Raw genomic sequence first — 16,120 nt, forward strand, 5'->3', positions numbered from 1 at the left:
ATTGCTAATAGAATGATTGAATTGTTCGATAAGAAAAACGGGCATTGCTTTATTCAAGCAATACCCGTTTTCTATTTACTCCGCTAACTGTTTTTCATCAACTTCCCCACTAGTATGAGCTTCATGACTTGGTTTAACTCGCTTAATAAAGAAAGCAAGAATGAGTGCGATGGTCGCAATCAATGTTGATAGGAAGAACGTAAAATTAATACCATGGAGCATGGCTTCATTTAAGATTTGTTGTTTTAATTCGCTGGCAGACTGTGTTGTTGCTTGAGTGGCATTGGCACTCATATTGTTCATTGCGCTCGCAGCTAGCTCCTCTGCCTTAGCTGTTGTTTTATTGTTCATAATGGTAATCAATACGGCAGAACCAATCGCACCTGAAACTTGCTGTAATGTATTGTTCATCGCTGTTCCGTGTGGATTATTATAGGGCGGTAACTGATTCAATCCATTTGTCATTACTGGCATCATTACCATGGACATGCCAAACATACGTAAAGTATAGAGTATTACTAGTGTTGAATAAGCCGTATCCATGCTAATTTTGCTGAAGTAATACGTTGTCACAATGGTAATAATTAAGCCAAAGACAGCCAAGCTTCTAGCACCGTATTTATCAAAGAGTTTCCCAGTAATTGGTGACATAATTCCCATCACAATCGCACCAGGTAGCATAAGTAGACCAGAATCCATTGGTGAAATACCACGAATCGTTTGGATGTAAATTGGCATTAAAATCATGGCTGAAAACATGGCCACTGAAATAACGATAGAAATGGCTGACGATAAAGCGAACATTGGATATTTGAAAATACGAAACTCAAGCATTGGCTCATCCATTCGTAGCTGACGAAGGGTGAAGGTAATTAAAGCAAGCGTTCCAATTATAATCGTGCCATATACAAGGACATGATCCCATCCTTTTTCCCCAGCGGAACTAAAGCCATATAGCAAGCCACCAAATCCTATACTTGATAAAATAAGTGAAATAATATCAAGCTTAATCGCACGTTGTGGTGTAACATCCTTTAACTTAAAGGCTGCAAAAATTAAGGTTAAAATAGCAATTGGTAACACAATATCAAATAACATTCTCCAGCTATAATGTTCAATGATCCAGCCAGAAAGAGTAGGTCCAATCGCTGGAGCAGTAATCATTACGAGACCAAACATCCCCATTGCGGCCCCACGTTTTTCCACTGGAAATGCAGTTAGCATCACATTCATTAATAATGGCATCATAATCGCTGAGCCTGCAGCTTGAATCATTCGTGCCGCTAATAACACACCAAATGCAGGGGCAATACTAGCTAAAAATGTACCTAACGTAAACAAGGCCATCGCTGTCATAAATAATTTTTTATCCGTAAAGCGTTGAATAAAGAAGGCACTCGCTGGGATTAAAATACCGTTTATCAACATATATCCTGTTGAAAGCCATTGTACTGCCGTCGCATTGACTTTGAATTCTTCCATAATAGCAGGAAGAGCAATATTTAGTAGTGTTTCATTCAAAATAGCAACAAAGGCCCCAATAAATAAAATGGCAATCATGCCGTATGGCGTTTTCGTCTGAATAGAAATGTTTTTCTCCGACATGTAAGTATCAGTCCTACTTTCTTTTTTAAAATTTCATTCACATCTTTATGAAGCCTTTCATCGCCTCTAAGTTCATTTACACATTCAAATTGCCTTGTAGATCTACTGTGTGGTTTTTCCTCCAATCTGCTCGTTTGCTCCTGCTGTTTTCATCGCAACCACCCCTCAAAAAATTAATAATAAAAGTGTTGACGAAAGAATAGAGTGTATTGTATAATTAGAATAGGGATAATGCGGTGTATAATAATTATACAATGTCTATCCATATAAATTTACCATACTACTTACCATATTTCAATGTGTTTTACATATTTTTTTGTACAAAAAAGTCGATTCTTAAGTTTGAGGAAATCGACTTTTTTCTATATGAATGAAAATCAAGGAATTATAAAAATCGTCCATTACTTGTTAAGTAAGGACGATTTTTTACTTGCCAAACTACGGAGTTGAATACGTTAAAGACAGCATTAAATGGACTTTTTCATTAGAGCGGTTGATGTATGTGTGAAGCTCTTCACCTTTAAATTTGATGACATCCCATTGATTTAACTGATGGCTTTTCTCTCCTACCTTCAGCTCCAACTGTCCATTTAACACGAGCACAATTTCTTCAGAACCAGCTAAGTGGCACTCACTGTACTCGCTATTTGGTTCAAGGCAGCCTCTATACCATTCTGTCCCATGTGTTTTAAAAAGTGGTTCAACAAACCAATCGTTATTATGCCCTGCAAATTGATAGTCTGATCCAAAACGATGGACCTCGATATTTTCTTCAAAAGCTAACAACGAAACGAGTGGAATATTAAGCCCTCTACATATTTTCCATAGAATATTGACAGTGGGATTGGTTTCCCCTCTTTCGATTTTACCTAACGTCAATTTACTGACATTACTTATAGCTGCTAACTCCTCAAGGCTCATTCTTTTATTTTTACGTATTTCCCTTAAATTAACCCCAACTTGACCAGATAAGTCAATATTTTCCTCACTCATCAAGATGCACCCTCCCCATTGACTTTGTATAATTAGTATATTATAGTATACAAGTTGATAAATTATAGTTTACTTTAGTTGATGAAAAGTTAACTATAGTATATCAAATAAGCATTTTTAATTATACAAGGAGATGTACTTCTATGATAGTAAAATCAAAAAATCTATATATGATTTGGAGCGTTTTTTCTTTATTCATTCTATCGATGAATCTAAGAGCTTCCATCACTTCTATCTCACCTGTGCTAAAAAATATTCAGATGGACTTGCACATGTCTAGTGCTGTCGTCAGTTTATTAACTGCCCTACCCGTTTTTTGTATGGGCATTTTTGCACCATTAGCCGGGAAGTTAAGTGAACGCTGGGGCATCGAGCTGACAATTGCTTTATCAGTTTTATTAATTGGTGGGTCAACAGCATTTCGACTAATCGCATCATCGCCTGTGCTTTTACTAGTAACTGCTATTCTAAGTGGTATAGGCATTGCCATAACAGGGCCATTAATTTCTGGTTACATTAAAAAGCATTTCCCTAGATCTTCATCCTCTATGATTGGGGTTTATTCTGCAGGAATGGGGATCGGGGCGTCACTCAGCGCTGGTTTAGTCGTGCCTGTCATGCACGCTTTTCATCAATCTTGGAACGCAGCTTTAGCGATATGGTCTGTGTTTGCGCTTGCGGGTGTCCTAGTTTGGATTCCCATTATTAAAAAATCAAAACAATCACAGCCAACTAAAAACGAATCTGGAAGTCAAAAAAGTCGATTACCATGGGGAAACCGATATGTATGGCTCCTTATGATCATGTTTGGTTTGCAATCCGGTGTTTATTATTCCCTGGCAACATGGCTCGCTCCGAAAGTACAGGACGTTGGTTATAGTGATGCCTACGCGGCAACAACCGTCACGGTTTTTTCCGTTATGCAAATGATTTGTAGCTTTATTATTCCAATCATTATTAATAATAGTACCAAGAGAAAACCGTGGATGCTGCTTTGTGCATTGAGTTCTTTTACCGGCATTTTCATGTTAATCATTGGCGGAATCTCACCTGTTTTCTGTGCCGCATTAGCTGGGATTGGTGCTGGGGGCTTATTCCCATTAGCCATGATTCTCCCTTTAGATGCAACATCTACACCAAAGGAAGCAAGCGATTGGACAGCCATGATTCAATTCGGAGGCTATATTATAAGTGGGATTATTCCAATGCTCGTGGGGGTCATTAAAGATATAACGAACACCTTTGACGTTGCCCTCATAGCATTATTATTTACTTTGGTAGTTCTGATGTTGCTAACATTAAAAGTGACAACTAAAAAAGAATCAACTATTCAGGTCCTTTCCTAATAGATAAAGAGGGAGTCAAGTTTGTGACTCCCTCTTTTTTATAGTAATGAGGAGCTTGGATTCTTGTTAGAAGTGATCCTTTTTTATTGCAAAGTGATCGTATCTTTACTGGAAGTGATCCAATTTGTTACAAAAGCGCTCGAATTTCACCTGAAATGCTCCTTTTTCATGCCAAAGCGCTCATATCTATGCCCGAAGCGCTCCATTTTCATATCAAAGTGCTCGAAACTCTGCTTGAAGTGATCCATTTTCATGTCAAAGCGCTCATATCTATGCTAGAAGCGCTCCATTTTCATGCCAAAGCGCTCGTATCTATGCTAGAAGCGCTCTTTTTTCATGTCAAAGCGCTCGAATTTCACCTGAAGTGCTCCATTTTCATGTCAAAGCGCTCGAAACTCTGCTTGAAGTGATCCAATTTCATCACAAAGCGCTCGAAACTACGCTTGAAGTGATCATTTTTATTGCAAAGTGATCGTATCGCTGCCTGAAGCGCTCCTTTTTCATGCCAAAGCGCTCGAAACTCTGCTCGAAGCGCTCCATTTTCATGTCAAAGCGCTCGAAACTTTGCTTGAAGTGCTCCATTTTTCATGTCAGAACGCTCATATCTACGCTATAAGCGCTCCATTTTCATGTCAAAGCGCTCGTATCTATGCTAGAAGCGCTCTTTTTTCATCGCAAAGCGCTCGAAACTCTGCTCGAAGCGCTCTTTTTTCATCGCAAAGCGCTCGAAACTCTGCTTGAAGCGCTCCATTTTCATCACAAAGCGCTCGAAACTACGCTCAAAGTGATCCAATTTGTTACAAAAGCGCTCGAATTTCACCTGAAGTGCTCCATTTTGATGCTAAAGCGCTCGAAACCCTGCTCGAAGTGCTCCTTTTTCATGCCAAAGCGCTCGTATCTATGCCCGAAGCGCTCCTTTTTCATATCAAAGCGCTCATATCTATGCTCGAAGCGCTCCAATTTGATACAAAAGCGCTCTTATCTATGCTTGAAGTGCTCCTTTTTCATGCCAAAGCGCTCATATCCACGCTCGAAGCGCTCCAATTTGTTACAAAAGCGCTCATCTCGCTACTGAAGTGATCAAAATCCCCTTCAGTAGCGATTACCCCCTCCCTCACTTAACTATGCGATGTTAGAGGGAACATAAAATTTCCTTCTAGTAGTGGTTTTTTCGAGAGGACAAATAGGGCATCGTCATCATTTGGTATGATGGTTGCTGTCATGCCCTCGATGGTAAAGTCAGGGGTGAAATAGAATACTACTTTTTTTGTAGTGTCTTTAACAACGCTTGCTAACACAGTCTCCGCATCGAATGGCCGTATGGAGATGATATCGTAAATATTTATAACGCCACCGTCTTCTTCCATTAACACAATTGTTTCTAAGTCTTCTAGATAGTAAATGGCATCATGAAATACGATGGTGAAATAAAACATTAATAGGGTTTCGTTCTGTTCCACATCAATAATACTAGAATTGACTTGACGATTTTTCGCATAGTTTTCTAGAATGACAAGATCCTGTTCAATTGTTAGTCGCTGTAAGGTAGCATTGTTCGGTTGAATAGTTTTTTTTGTGAGATCTAAGCTAAATTCACTTTCATGAATCCGTGTAAAGCCGAACTTTGGATAAAAATCCAATACAGTGTTATTGGCAAAAAGATACATGACATCACAGATATCTTCGTATTTATTGAGAATCTCCTGCATCAACTGCTTAGATAAACCCTGATTACGATAGTTTTCGTCGGTCATGACTGTACCGATTTGAATGCCGTTTAGTCGCTCACCATTGATTACTAACGACATTTTACTAATCGAGGCATTGGCAATGACTCTACCTTCCATAACAAATGAGTACGGAATATACTGGTCATTCCAATATCCTTTGTTGTACCAGTCTCGAAAATCTAAACCAAATGTCTTGATTGCTAAATCATTAAAACTTGCCTTTAATTTTTCATCATGACGATAATCAAATACTAGTTCATATTTTTCCACTTCAATTCCCTCCTTTTATTTCACTACGTCCTTTTTGTTGGGAATCATCACCTCCTAAAAACAGAAAAAGACCTTATGAGCACACACTCATAAAGTCCTTGGTTACACAGAAAATAAAGCTAGCAACCAAAAGTAGCAAACAGTTTTACTGTGGATTAGACATGATCATGCTTCTCTTCGTTATCGCAAAAGGGCAATACCAAATAAACCCTATAATTTCCTAAAAATTATAGAAATGCCCCACTATTAAATTCCATGGAATTTAATTTGCGATAATCAGTTTTAGCATAATGGTCTAAACTCCGTTCTGTTTTTAAGATACCTATAATACTACCACTTTTTGTTAAATGCTGTCCACTGCAAACTTGCAGAAAAAAGTATAGAATCCCCTTTTAAAGCCTATTCTATAAACGAAGTTAACCATGAAGGGAGCCTTTTATTTAAAATGAAATTTAAACTACCTTTCAATAAAAAACAACCACCACCAACAAAAGAGGCGCCTAAAGAAAATCTAGTAAGGGTTGCTCAAGCGACAGATCATTTTATTCAATCGATTAAAACTGCTACTAATAATCCAGCTGATTTAATTATAAAATCTATTCCACCAAATCTTACCCTTATTTATATTGAAAATTTAGTCGATAACCAAACGTTAAATAATGATATTATAGCAATTTTACAGAATCATCCATATGAAAAACCGGAGGATATTGAGATTTCTCTTTCTGTTCCTGAAGTAAATGAAACCAGTTTACTTAGGGAAACTGTAAAATCCATGGTCAATGGATCTGTTTTGATTCATGTCGATGGCTACTCTAACGTTCTATTGGTTGATATTGCTACAAGGGAATCTAGAGCATTATCAGCGCCTGAAAATGAATCACAGGTAATTGGCACACAGGTTGGATTTAATGAAAGCCTAGCTACAAATATTTCGTTAATTCGTCGCTACATAGTGAGTCCTGAGCTTTGTAATGAAAAGCTCAAAATTGGCAGGCGGACGAATACATCAGTTTCCATTTTATATATGAGTGGTATTGCCTCCGATCAAATGGTTAATACATTGCGTCAACGAATATCAGACCTTGATATTGATCAGTTATTAGATAGCGCAGTTTTGGCAGAAATGATTGATGATAATTCGTTATCAGTCTTCCCACAAATGCTTATGACTGAAAGGCCAGATAGATTATGCGATGCTCTTTTGGATGGCAAAGTGGGTGTTCTTGTAGATGGCAGCTCCATGGCTATTGTTTGTCCACAAGCGTTTACAGAGTTTTTCCAAAGTCAGGAAGATCAAAACTTAAGATGGCAAATTGCCACTTTTCTAAGATTATTACGTTTAGCTGCCTTCTTTATATCCGTCTATTTAACACCATTTTATGTAGCAGCTGTAACCTTTCATTATGAAGTCATACCACAAGCTTTTTTAGTACCTTTAAGTGAATCAAGGGCGTTAGTACCTTTTCCACCGATATTTGAGGCATTGCTGCTGGAATTTATTATTGAGTTGCTGAGAGAAGCGGGAGCAAGATTGCCCACGAAAATCGGCCAAACAATTGGTATCGTAGGCGGTATTGTAATTGGTACTGCAGCCGTACAAGCTGGTATTACAAGTAATATATTACTGATCATTATTGCTTTAAGTGCTCTGGCTTCTTTCACGTCACCTAGTTATATGATGGGGAACGTTATTCGTCTTATTCGCTTCCCAATTATTATACTAGCAGGATTCTGGGGCTTTTATGGTATCATGTTGGCTTTCTGTTTTATTCTTATTCATCTAATACGCCAGACAAGTTTGGGTGCTCCGTATATGTCTCCATTCTATCCACCTAGAATGAAAGAAATTCGAGATAGCATCATCAGAATGCCTGTACCTTTAACAGCGAAAAGACCTGCTTTAACTAGACCAAAAGATGAAAATAAATTTGAGCCTCAACCTGTAAAACCGGAAAAAAGTTGAAATGAAGGTGAAGTAAAATGACAAAACCTATACAACTTAGCCCTAAAGATATGATTAGCGCTTATTTACTGTTTTTTGTCATACATGGCGCACAAGTTGGGGTTGGTATACAGGGATTTCAACGAATTGTCTATCAAGATGCAAGACAAGACGCATGGATTTCAGTTTTACTTGCAGGGATTGCCTCTCATATCGTCGCATTTTTTATGATTAAAACATTAGAGATTTATGGCTCCAATGATTTATATGGCATTCAACAAGATATCTTTGGCAAATGGATAGGCAATTTATTCAATGCCATGTATGTATTATATTGCTCGGTAGCATTCTTTTCCGTTTTACGAAATTATATTGAAGTAATCCAAGTGTGGTTGTTTCCTGGAATAGGGACATGGTTTCTGTCAGCAACTTTACTCATTGTCGTTATATATGCCTTTACTGGAGGGCTACGCGTAATTGTAGGTCTGGCCTTTTTTAGTATTATACTTTCCTTATGGATTTTTCCTATGTTGGCTTTTCCTTTGAAGTATTCAGTAGCAGAAAGTTTATTACCGGTTCTGGAAAATGACTTTCGTTCGATTTTAAAAGGTACCTTTTCAATGACTTTCACTATTATTGGCTTTGAGGTCTTAAACGTTATTTATCCCTTTGTAAAAGAAAAGAAAAATGTTCAAAAACATGTTCATTTAGGTTTGCTGTTTACAACCTTTATCTATTTATCCGTCATGCTGGTGTCAATTACCTATTATAGTGAAGGTAAATTATTAAAAACGATATGGGCCACATTAACATTATTTAGTTTTATTAGCTTTCCTTTTATTGAGCGCTTTGAATTTATCGCCGTTTGTTATTGGATGTTAATCATTTTGCCGAATATGTGTCTTTATTTATGGGCTGCTTACCGAGGGGCTATTCGTTTAGTCAATATAAGCGGGACAAAGTTTGTTTGGTTACTCTCTTTCTTTGTGTTTATCGGTACATTAATCATACAAACACGTACTCAGATTAATACGATTAATACGATTTTTGGGCATGTGGCATTTTACGTAATCTTTGTTTACCCTATTTTGCTATGGATGCTTGCCGTGCTGAAAAAGAACTTCACATCAAAGAAGGTGAAAAAAGATGAACAAACTTAAATGCTATTTTATTGTTTTTATATCATTTATTTTTTTATATGGATGTGTGCAGACAAATATTTTAGATAAAATAGGATTAACTACATTGATTGGTTATGATAAAGGAACTGAAGAAAAAATTGCGACGACAGCCGTTATACGTGAAGTAAATCCAGAATTTCAAAGTAATGTAGAAGTTTTAACAACCGAAAATGAAACAAGTAAAGGAAATCGTATGGAGGCGAATCGCAGGCTTTCAAAAAAAATCATGGTCGGTCAAATGAGGGTTGTCTTGTTTGGTGACGATTTAGCAAAAGAAAGTTTGCACTATTATATAGATACAAACCTAGAAAACGCTAGTGTTAGTAATAGTGTCTATATGGCTGTGGTAGAGGGTAAAACATCCTCATTATTGAGCTACGAATACAAAGATATCGAGGATATTGGCCAACATATATTTCGTTTAATCGAACAAAATGTAAGACAGGAATATATGATTTCGGCTACACTCCATCAAATCGCACATGATTACTATTCATTTGGGAAAGATTTAGCGATGCCAATTATTAAAAGAAATGGCGAGCTTGTTGAATTAAGTGGCGTAGCTCTTTTTAAAGGGAGCAAAATGGTGGGTTCCCTTCCAGCAAACGATAGCTTTTACGTTAAAATTGTCCGAGACACCTTTAAAGTTGGATTGTTTGAAACGATCTTAGACAAAGAGGATATTCCATCTAAAGTTCTTCAAAAACCTGCAGAAAAAATAACTGTGGCCTTTGATGCCATCCATTCAAATAGAAAGATAAAATTAGTGAATGCCGATACACCAGAGTTTGATCTTAACATCGACATTCGGTCAAGAGTTTTAGAGGTATATCCTGATATGAATTTAGGCGACGCGAAGAATGTAAAAATACTACAGGATGCAATCGAGAAGAAACTAACAAAGGAAATTGAAAGAGTAATCGCGCATAGTCAGGAAGCCGAATCGGATATTTTTGGCTTTGGCGAGAAATATAGAAGTTCTGTGAGACATTCTAAGCTGACAAAAAAAAAATGGCATAAAATGTATAAAGATATGAAAGTGAATGTCAATGTTAAATTTGTGATCCTACGAGATGGGGTTTTTGAATAGGCTCAAACTAATTGACCTGTCATGATAGACAAAAAGTTATGAAAGAACTTGTCATAATGAATATCAAAGGCAATACGATGTCTTTTTGCTCCATTGTTACCATTTTCATATGGCCGTGTTTCGGCAATACTTTGCCCTCTTGCCGGACCTTCAAGTTTATCCACAATGATGACCGGATAGGACTCATAGATAAACATGTCAGGATAAATTGTTGCCATCAACGTTAATGCATCATGGACGGGGCTTCCTAATAAAGAAGGGTCCCGTTCTTGATAAAAACGAGTATAGTAGTCCATTAATGGTTTAAGGATTTTTGTTTGACCAAATGAATCAATATAGTCCACCATCCCTGGTGTAACAATTGCCTTTTGTGTGGCATTCAATGGAATGATTGTTACATTCGTTGCGTAGGTTAGCACAATTTTCACAGCAAACGGATCACCATGAAAATTCGCTTCTGCCACTGTAGTGACATTTCCAGGAACCCAAAACGCACCACCCATAATATAGTATTCCTTGATATTTTTCATTAGGTCATTGTAAAGGATAAACATTGTAGCTAGTGAGGTTAACCGACCAATATTGACAATAATAAGCTCCTCATCCTTATACCTTTCAATTATATTGACAATTTCAAAAAAGTTTTCAATTTTTAATTCGTGATCGTCATTTGGTACAATAGGTCCCAGCCCTCGTTGTCCGTGAATCTCTGGGTAGTAAGTGGGTTGTTCCCCCGTTAAAGGAACCTCTGCTCCCAAAATAACGGGAATACCCTGTGGGAAATCGAATAATTTCATCACATAATAAATATTGGACACCGCATCTTCTCGCGAGACATTTCCGTAGTCTGCAACTAAGCCCACAATTTCTATTTCTTTATTTAGCCTTGCATAAATTAAGGCAACCGTATCATCAATGCCAATATCTCCAAATAACAGTACTTTTTTGACCAAAGAATAACCTCCCTTTTACTGCCAATCCAGCTACCTTTATAGTACGATTAAAATGGCAAAGACGACACTGAATGTTAACTTTTTTGGAAAAATTAGTGTGATTAATCAAATGAAGTAAACCCACTTGCTGCGCGCAAATGGGTTTTCTAACAAGTTGAGCTTAGTTATTATGTTGTAAGTATTGATAAACCGCCATCATTTCTTGTTTATTTAACTCACGAATGCGATTGAAAATTGGAATATGAGCAACAGCCTCAAGATGAGAGCCTTCTTTTACCACATCCCTTACCTTTCCTGTTAGCCAAGTTTGTACAGCAATACCATCGACGATTTGCTGACGCCCCTCTTCATTAATACCACTTGCACCACAGCTAACACAAGGGACGGTTAACTTGTAGACGCCATCATGTAGACCATCCTCTGAAAGAACCTTTTTCCCTTTACAGAATGGGCAAGTATGATTTGCTTTAACTTTGTTGATTTGAGTGACGATTTTTTTGTAGCCAAACGCCTCATACACATAGGTAAGTTTTTTGTATTTGCCATTCGTAAAATACTGGTCGATTATTGCTTCTCTCGTCTCGTAAATATTAGCAAAATCACAGATCGTTACTTGATTTTTACGGCTAATAACGTCTAAATTGCTTTCGATTTTTTTCCAGAATGGTAAAGCGTTTTGCAGAACGATTTCATACCCTACAAAGCTTGCAAGCTCCAATTCCAGCATTTTCAACGCTACTTGCGTTTCTCTTGGCAACAAGGAGACATCTTGGAGTAACGACATATCTCCACCAACGATTGCTTTCATTTTTTCTAATTGTGGTAAGCTCCCTACAATTTTAATGACTTCATCCAGTGACTGATGGATTAAGTCTCGGATATCTGTGTCCCCAAATCGTAATTTCTTCTGATGATTAAGCACTGTGCCATGACAGATTGGGCAAGGCACCATTTTTCTTGTTTCTTTCATTTGCTCTTTTATCTTAGATTTCGAAATGACAATATAGCGGCCAATGATTAAATTAAAGCCCTCCCATTTTTTCGAGGATTTCGTTGTCTTATCATAAAAAGATTGATCCCAATAGCCATATAAAAATGTATGTTTTTCTTCTTCTGTCATTTCATTGTAGCTTTTACTTATATCCTGGCCAAGTTCATTTTTAATCTCTTCAAAGAGGAATTCTAATTTTGAATGTTGGTAGTATTTTAAGACATCCATCACATCTGGATGTAATAAACCGTCCCAAAATGGCACATTTTTATTTTGTACTACGATATCAAAATCGAATTTTTCTATTTCTAATCGCCCCGAACAGCTTGGACAGTGATTTTCTTGGCTAAAGAAATCAAAGCTTCTTGTATCCTTATTCGTTGGATGTGAAGCGACAATATGGTTGATAAGCCCCCCAATTTCATAGAGAAAACTATATTGGCTATATAAATGTCGCTCTAGATCAATAGCAATGACTGGGGCAATCCTGTTCGATTCGTAATCACTGTATATAAGTCGAGCCATAGAGGATAGGCTTTTTAAGATTCCCCCTTTATAAATATTTTCCGCCCTTTTAAAATAGCTAATCTGATGGTCTTCTAAGCATTGAATGCCATTTCTAGAATCAAGTGTTGACGCAATGTGTAAAGGAGCTATGTTTTGTGAATGCTTCACTTGATTAAAATAGTCTTCTTGACTGACCACCTCAAGATGTGTCACAGGCTCCTGCTGTCTTTTCCCAAAATCAATGATAAAATCTGAGCTTTCGAGCATATAGGCATTGTGCTCAATCATGATGATGGAAATGGATTCATCTTCAAGGATGTCCCTTACACTATCAATGAACTGATTTAAAATATTTTGAGATAACCCTTTAGACGGCTCGTCAAAAATAAATAGTGTATGTGGGTTTCGAGAATTCGCAAATAACTCTGAGACAAGATGTACACATTGGAATTCACCAGTAGAAAGGGATTGTGTCTTTCTTTCCAATGTTAAATAGCCAAGTCCTAATTTTATCAGCAAGCTTAACCGCTTATGGGCCATGTCTTCATTAGGGAGTTCATCAATGATATCCTCAATCGAACGTTGAAAAATATCTTCAATCTCCTCACTATATTTTGTTAATTTCCTTTTAATATCGAGGAATGTTGCGACAGTAGATCGACTTGTAATGGATTGATTACGATCTTGTCCAACCATCACAAGTTTATCCTTTGGATAGCGTTTAACAAAATCTTTCGCGATACATTCATTGACAAGTGTTGATTTTCCACAACCAGATTCCCCTGTAAAAGTAACAAGTCGATTTTTAGGAATTTCTATTCTGTCCATTTGGATATTCCGACAATGGAGGTCTTGGAATTGGTAGTAGGTAGTGGGCATTACCTGATTTCGTTCCCAATAAATTGGCTGTGGTCGAGGGGACTCGTCTACAATTTTCCCACCGTATTTCCCACTACCTGGTCCGAAGAATAAAGGCTTATCTGCAGTGTCGAGCACAGTATCTGAATGATCGATAAGCCAAATTTGATTTTTATAGCCCAGTTGTTGAATTTGCTCCAATATTTTTAATAACGTATCATGGTCCAAACCAACCGATATTTCATCGACAATGATGACTGTATTTTCGCTCGTTGCCATGAATTCAGCTAAGTAAAGTCGAGTTAATTCCCCACCTGATAATGTCCCCATAATACGATTCAATGTTAAATAGCCAATGTTCATTTGAATGATATTTTGAAGTATATGCTGTTTTTCTTCGCTAATTGTTAATTCATTTGATAAAGAATAGATAGCCTCGATGCTTAAATTATGAATATCAGAAATGCTATAGGGTTCATTCCATAAAGTTAGTCGATGTTGCTCCACTTCTGGACTATAGCGTTTACCCTGACATTTTTTACACTCTACATTTTTCGTCGTGCCTCGTCCTTTACATGCAGGACACCAGCCTAAAGCGTTATTAAAGGAAAAAACCTCTGGAGACAGCTGAAATTCTTCTGCCAAACGATCACGTATTTCTTTAAAAACACCTGTATGTGTACCAATTGTTGAACGAGGATTTGTAGAGATAGATGATTTCCCTAGGAAAAGAACTAATGGCATGTCCTCCATTTGAATCGCACTGAAGTTCGTTTCCATAATGTTTGGAAACAAATATTGATATTCAGACTTAGGTAATAAAGAAACGAGACGTTTTTTTGATTCCTCCCCAATCGTTTGACAAAATGTCGTTTTCCCTGAGCCAGACAACCCTGCAATTCCTAGTGATTGATCTTCTGGTAAAACTACATCTAAACGGTTGATATTATTGGCAATGAGTTGATTGATCTTCATGTCGTGATCCTTTCGTGTGTATTAGGCTTGTTAGAAAATGAAAGAACACAATTCTTGCTAAGGAATTGCGTTCTTCATTGTAAGGTTATTTGAATGACGATGATTAGGCTAATACTTTTTCAAGCTGTGAACCCATATTTGTCCAAGCATATTTAGCCCCTTCAATAGCTCCTTGACGAGCTTTTGTTTCTTCACTAAATCCACTTTGGTCGAGGTGAAGCTGTGTAGTTCCATCAGATTGTTCTGTAAGTGTCCAAGTTACTGTTGTTGTTTCGCCAGCACTAGACCACGTGTATGATAATTTATGAGGCTCTTCAACTGCAAGTACTTCACAATTTACAATACCATCCCACCATTCATTTGGCTCAGCACGGAATTGAAATTGATGGCCGACGATTGGCTGAAAATCATTGCTCCAAATCCATTTTGCAAGCGTCTCTGGATCTGTTAACGCATGCCACACTTTTTCGATGGAACTTGTAAATTTAAAATCTAATGATACATCTGGTTTCATTTGTTTTCCTCCAATAAAAGATGTAGTTTTGATATTCTTTCTTTCCAAAATCCTTCATAAAACGAGACCCAATCTTGTATTTCTTTCAATGGTGCTGCATTCAGCCGATACCTGGTCTCTCTACCTTCCTTGCGAGCCATAACAAGACCTGCATCTTTGAGGATGGCCAAATGTTTCGATACGGCAGTACGCCCCATGTCAAATTGAGCGGTTAATTCGTGAAGTGGTAACTCATCTACCTCTGCCAACAAACCAATTAATTTTCGTCTTGTCGGATCAGCAATGGCTACATAGACGTCACGCTCTTGATGATTGTTACTCAAAACCACCACCCTTTCTAATAGGACACTGATTGGTGTCTTAATTATATGACACCAATTAGTGTCCAGTCAAATGTTATTTTAGACAATATCGAATTGTTTTTATACCCTCTTAAAAGAAAAATTGAATTAAAAAAGTACAGAGGTAAGAACCTTTGTACTTTAATCAATTTGTTTTAGGATATTTTCAATATTTGTTAAACGGTTATTAATTTCCTGAATTTGCAGTTGTTGCAAATGGGCTGTTTCTTTATCTAATGTTAAACGTTCCTCTGCACGACGTTCCATACGACGGATAACGCTTATTACAAAGACAAAAATAATAACAAGAACAATCAGTGGCAGCAAAGCAAAGAATGCCGAAAAGATTGAAATGGACATGGACGACATTTCATCAACTCCCTTCATAATTAGTAAACCATCTAAAAACAATGTTATTCCTTTCTTTTTTTATCCGTTATGCCGCTAGCAACTTGGGCAATGAAATCGGCATTTAATGTAATGCTAAAAGGGTTTAGCGTGTAATACTTCATCGCTTTGCCACTTTCAGAAACTTCGTGATAGCCATTAATTAAGTTAGCTTCCTCTAATTTTTGTAAATGTAAGTATAGTAATGGTCTACTGATTGCTAACTCTCTTGCAAGTTGACTAACATATCGCTTTTCTTGATGGAGAATAGCAATAATTTTTAAACGATAAGGATTTGACAGAGCACCCAATACTGTTAACAGTTCATCACCTTTTAATATATCTTTCATATGTAATAATTTTATTACACATGAAACAAAATGACAAGTTAAGGTGAAAAAACCTTTAATGTAATGAATTGGTCATCACATTAA

The 16,120-nt window shown here is 37.1% G+C and carries 14 protein-coding genes; 4 read left to right on the forward strand and 10 right to left on the reverse strand.

Annotation, left to right across the window (positions count from 1 at the left end):
* Window positions 1-75: 75 nt before the first annotated feature.
* Together ABC382_RS03735 and ABC382_RS03740 are read right to left on the reverse strand one after the other, a co-directional pair.
* Window positions 76-1,605, reverse strand: a complete 1,530-nt coding sequence (locus tag ABC382_RS03735) for a DHA2 family efflux MFS transporter permease subunit (RefSeq protein ID WP_412926583.1) — start codon at window positions 1,603-1,605, stop codon at window positions 76-78.
* A 438-nt stretch (window positions 1,606-2,043) separates the two neighbouring features.
* Complete coding sequence (locus tag ABC382_RS03740; protein ID WP_407134555.1) at window positions 2,044-2,598, reverse strand: helix-turn-helix domain-containing protein; 555 nt, start codon at window positions 2,596-2,598, stop codon at window positions 2,044-2,046.
* Window positions 2,599-2,741: 143 nt separating this feature from the next.
* Between ABC382_RS03740 and ABC382_RS03745 the strand changes: the two genes are divergently transcribed.
* On the forward strand, window positions 2,742-3,944 hold the full coding sequence (locus ABC382_RS03745) for an MFS transporter (RefSeq protein WP_412926584.1): 1,203 nt from the start codon (window positions 2,742-2,744) through the stop codon (window positions 3,942-3,944).
* 652 nt (window positions 3,945-4,596) lie between these two features.
* On the opposite strand, the gene ABC382_RS03750 is transcribed toward ABC382_RS03745, so the two are convergent.
* Both ABC382_RS03750 and ABC382_RS03755 read right to left on the reverse strand, forming a co-directional pair.
* Window positions 4,597-4,764: a hypothetical protein gene (locus ABC382_RS03750; protein ID WP_412926585.1), complete on the reverse strand. Its 168-nt coding sequence runs from the start codon at window positions 4,762-4,764 to the stop codon at window positions 4,597-4,599.
* 298 nt (window positions 4,765-5,062) lie between these two features.
* Window positions 5,063-5,944: a GNAT family N-acetyltransferase gene (locus ABC382_RS03755; protein WP_412926586.1), complete on the reverse strand. Its 882-nt coding sequence runs from the start codon at window positions 5,942-5,944 to the stop codon at window positions 5,063-5,065.
* Between the two features lie 445 nt (window positions 5,945-6,389).
* Between ABC382_RS03755 and ABC382_RS03760 the strand changes: the two genes are divergently transcribed.
* Genes ABC382_RS03760 through ABC382_RS03770 form a run of 3 tightly spaced genes read left to right on the forward strand, consistent with a single transcriptional unit; the run spans window position 6,390 to window position 10,160 of the window.
* On the forward strand, window positions 6,390-7,910 hold the full coding sequence (locus ABC382_RS03760) for a spore germination protein (RefSeq protein ID WP_312507336.1): 1,521 nt from the start codon (window positions 6,390-6,392) through the stop codon (window positions 7,908-7,910).
* Window positions 7,911-7,927: 17 nt separating this feature from the next.
* Window positions 7,928-9,049 carry a GerAB/ArcD/ProY family transporter gene (locus ABC382_RS03765; protein ID WP_274797217.1) on the forward strand — a complete coding sequence of 374 codons (1,122 nt, stop codon included), beginning with the start codon at window positions 7,928-7,930 and terminating at the stop codon, window positions 9,047-9,049.
* Window positions 9,036-10,160 (forward strand): Ger(x)C family spore germination protein, encoded by a 1,125-nt coding sequence (locus ABC382_RS03770; RefSeq protein ID WP_412926587.1) that lies wholly within the window; start codon window positions 9,036-9,038, stop codon window positions 10,158-10,160. The genes ABC382_RS03765 and ABC382_RS03770 overlap by 14 nt, the downstream gene beginning before the upstream one ends.
* A gap of 2 nt (window positions 10,161-10,162) precedes the next feature.
* On the opposite strand, the gene ABC382_RS03775 is transcribed toward ABC382_RS03770, so the two are convergent.
* The 6 genes from ABC382_RS03775 to ABC382_RS03800 all read right to left on the reverse strand — a co-directional run bounded on the left by ABC382_RS03775 (window position 10,163) and on the right by ABC382_RS03800 (window position 16,036).
* Window positions 10,163-11,113: a nucleoside hydrolase gene (locus tag ABC382_RS03775; RefSeq protein ID WP_274797215.1), complete on the reverse strand. Its 951-nt coding sequence runs from the start codon at window positions 11,111-11,113 to the stop codon at window positions 10,163-10,165.
* A 160-nt stretch (window positions 11,114-11,273) separates the two neighbouring features.
* Entirely contained in the window at window positions 11,274-14,444 is a 3,171-nt protein-coding gene (locus ABC382_RS03780) for an ATP-binding cassette domain-containing protein (protein ID WP_412926588.1), read from the reverse strand.
* A gap of 103 nt (window positions 14,445-14,547) precedes the next feature.
* Entirely contained in the window at window positions 14,548-14,958 is a 411-nt protein-coding gene (locus ABC382_RS03785; RefSeq protein ID WP_274797213.1) for an SRPBCC family protein, read from the reverse strand.
* Entirely contained in the window at window positions 14,955-15,281 is a 327-nt protein-coding gene (locus ABC382_RS03790) for an ArsR/SmtB family transcription factor (RefSeq protein ID WP_274797212.1), read from the reverse strand. The genes ABC382_RS03785 and ABC382_RS03790 overlap by 4 nt, the downstream gene beginning before the upstream one ends.
* A gap of 159 nt (window positions 15,282-15,440) precedes the next feature.
* Window positions 15,441-15,686 carry a hypothetical protein gene (locus ABC382_RS03795; RefSeq protein WP_274797210.1) on the reverse strand — a complete coding sequence of 82 codons (246 nt, stop codon included), beginning with the start codon at window positions 15,684-15,686 and terminating at the stop codon, window positions 15,441-15,443.
* A gap of 26 nt (window positions 15,687-15,712) precedes the next feature.
* Entirely contained in the window at window positions 15,713-16,036 is a 324-nt protein-coding gene (locus ABC382_RS03800) for an ArsR/SmtB family transcription factor (protein ID WP_322605118.1), read from the reverse strand.
* Window positions 16,037-16,120 lie beyond the last annotated feature (84 nt).

It is taken from the genome of Lysinibacillus phoenicis, assembly GCF_047238325.1.
GTDB classification, from domain to species: Bacteria; Bacillota; Bacilli; order Bacillales_A; family Planococcaceae; genus Lysinibacillus; species Lysinibacillus irui.

Bases quoted from the DNA above. Each gene is read 5' to 3' on its own strand.
- ABC382_RS03735 (WP_412926583.1), bottom strand. From the start codon at position 1,605: ATGTCGGAGAAAAACATTTCTATTCAGACGAAAACGCCATACGGCATG.
- ABC382_RS03770 (WP_412926587.1), top strand. From the start codon at position 9,036: ATGAACAAACTTAAATGCTATTTTATTGTTTTTATATCATTTATTTTT.
- ABC382_RS03740 (WP_407134555.1), bottom strand. From the start codon at position 2,598: ATGAGTGAGGAAAATATTGACTTATCTGGTCAAGTTGGGGTTAATTTA.
- ABC382_RS03780 (WP_412926588.1), bottom strand. From the start codon at position 14,444: ATGAAGATCAATCAACTCATTGCCAATAATATCAACCGTTTAGATGTA.
- ABC382_RS03760 (WP_312507336.1), top strand. From the start codon at position 6,390: ATGAAATTTAAACTACCTTTCAATAAAAAACAACCACCACCAACAAAA.
- ABC382_RS03745 (WP_412926584.1), top strand. From the start codon at position 2,742: ATGATAGTAAAATCAAAAAATCTATATATGATTTGGAGCGTTTTTTCT.
- ABC382_RS03800 (WP_322605118.1), bottom strand. From the start codon at position 16,036: ATGAAAGATATATTAAAAGGTGATGAACTGTTAACAGTATTGGGTGCT.
- ABC382_RS03765 (WP_274797217.1), top strand. From the start codon at position 7,928: ATGACAAAACCTATACAACTTAGCCCTAAAGATATGATTAGCGCTTAT.
- ABC382_RS03795 (WP_274797210.1), bottom strand. From the start codon at position 15,686: ATGAAGGGAGTTGATGAAATGTCGTCCATGTCCATTTCAATCTTTTCG.
- ABC382_RS03785 (WP_274797213.1), bottom strand. From the start codon at position 14,958: ATGAAACCAGATGTATCATTAGATTTTAAATTTACAAGTTCCATCGAA.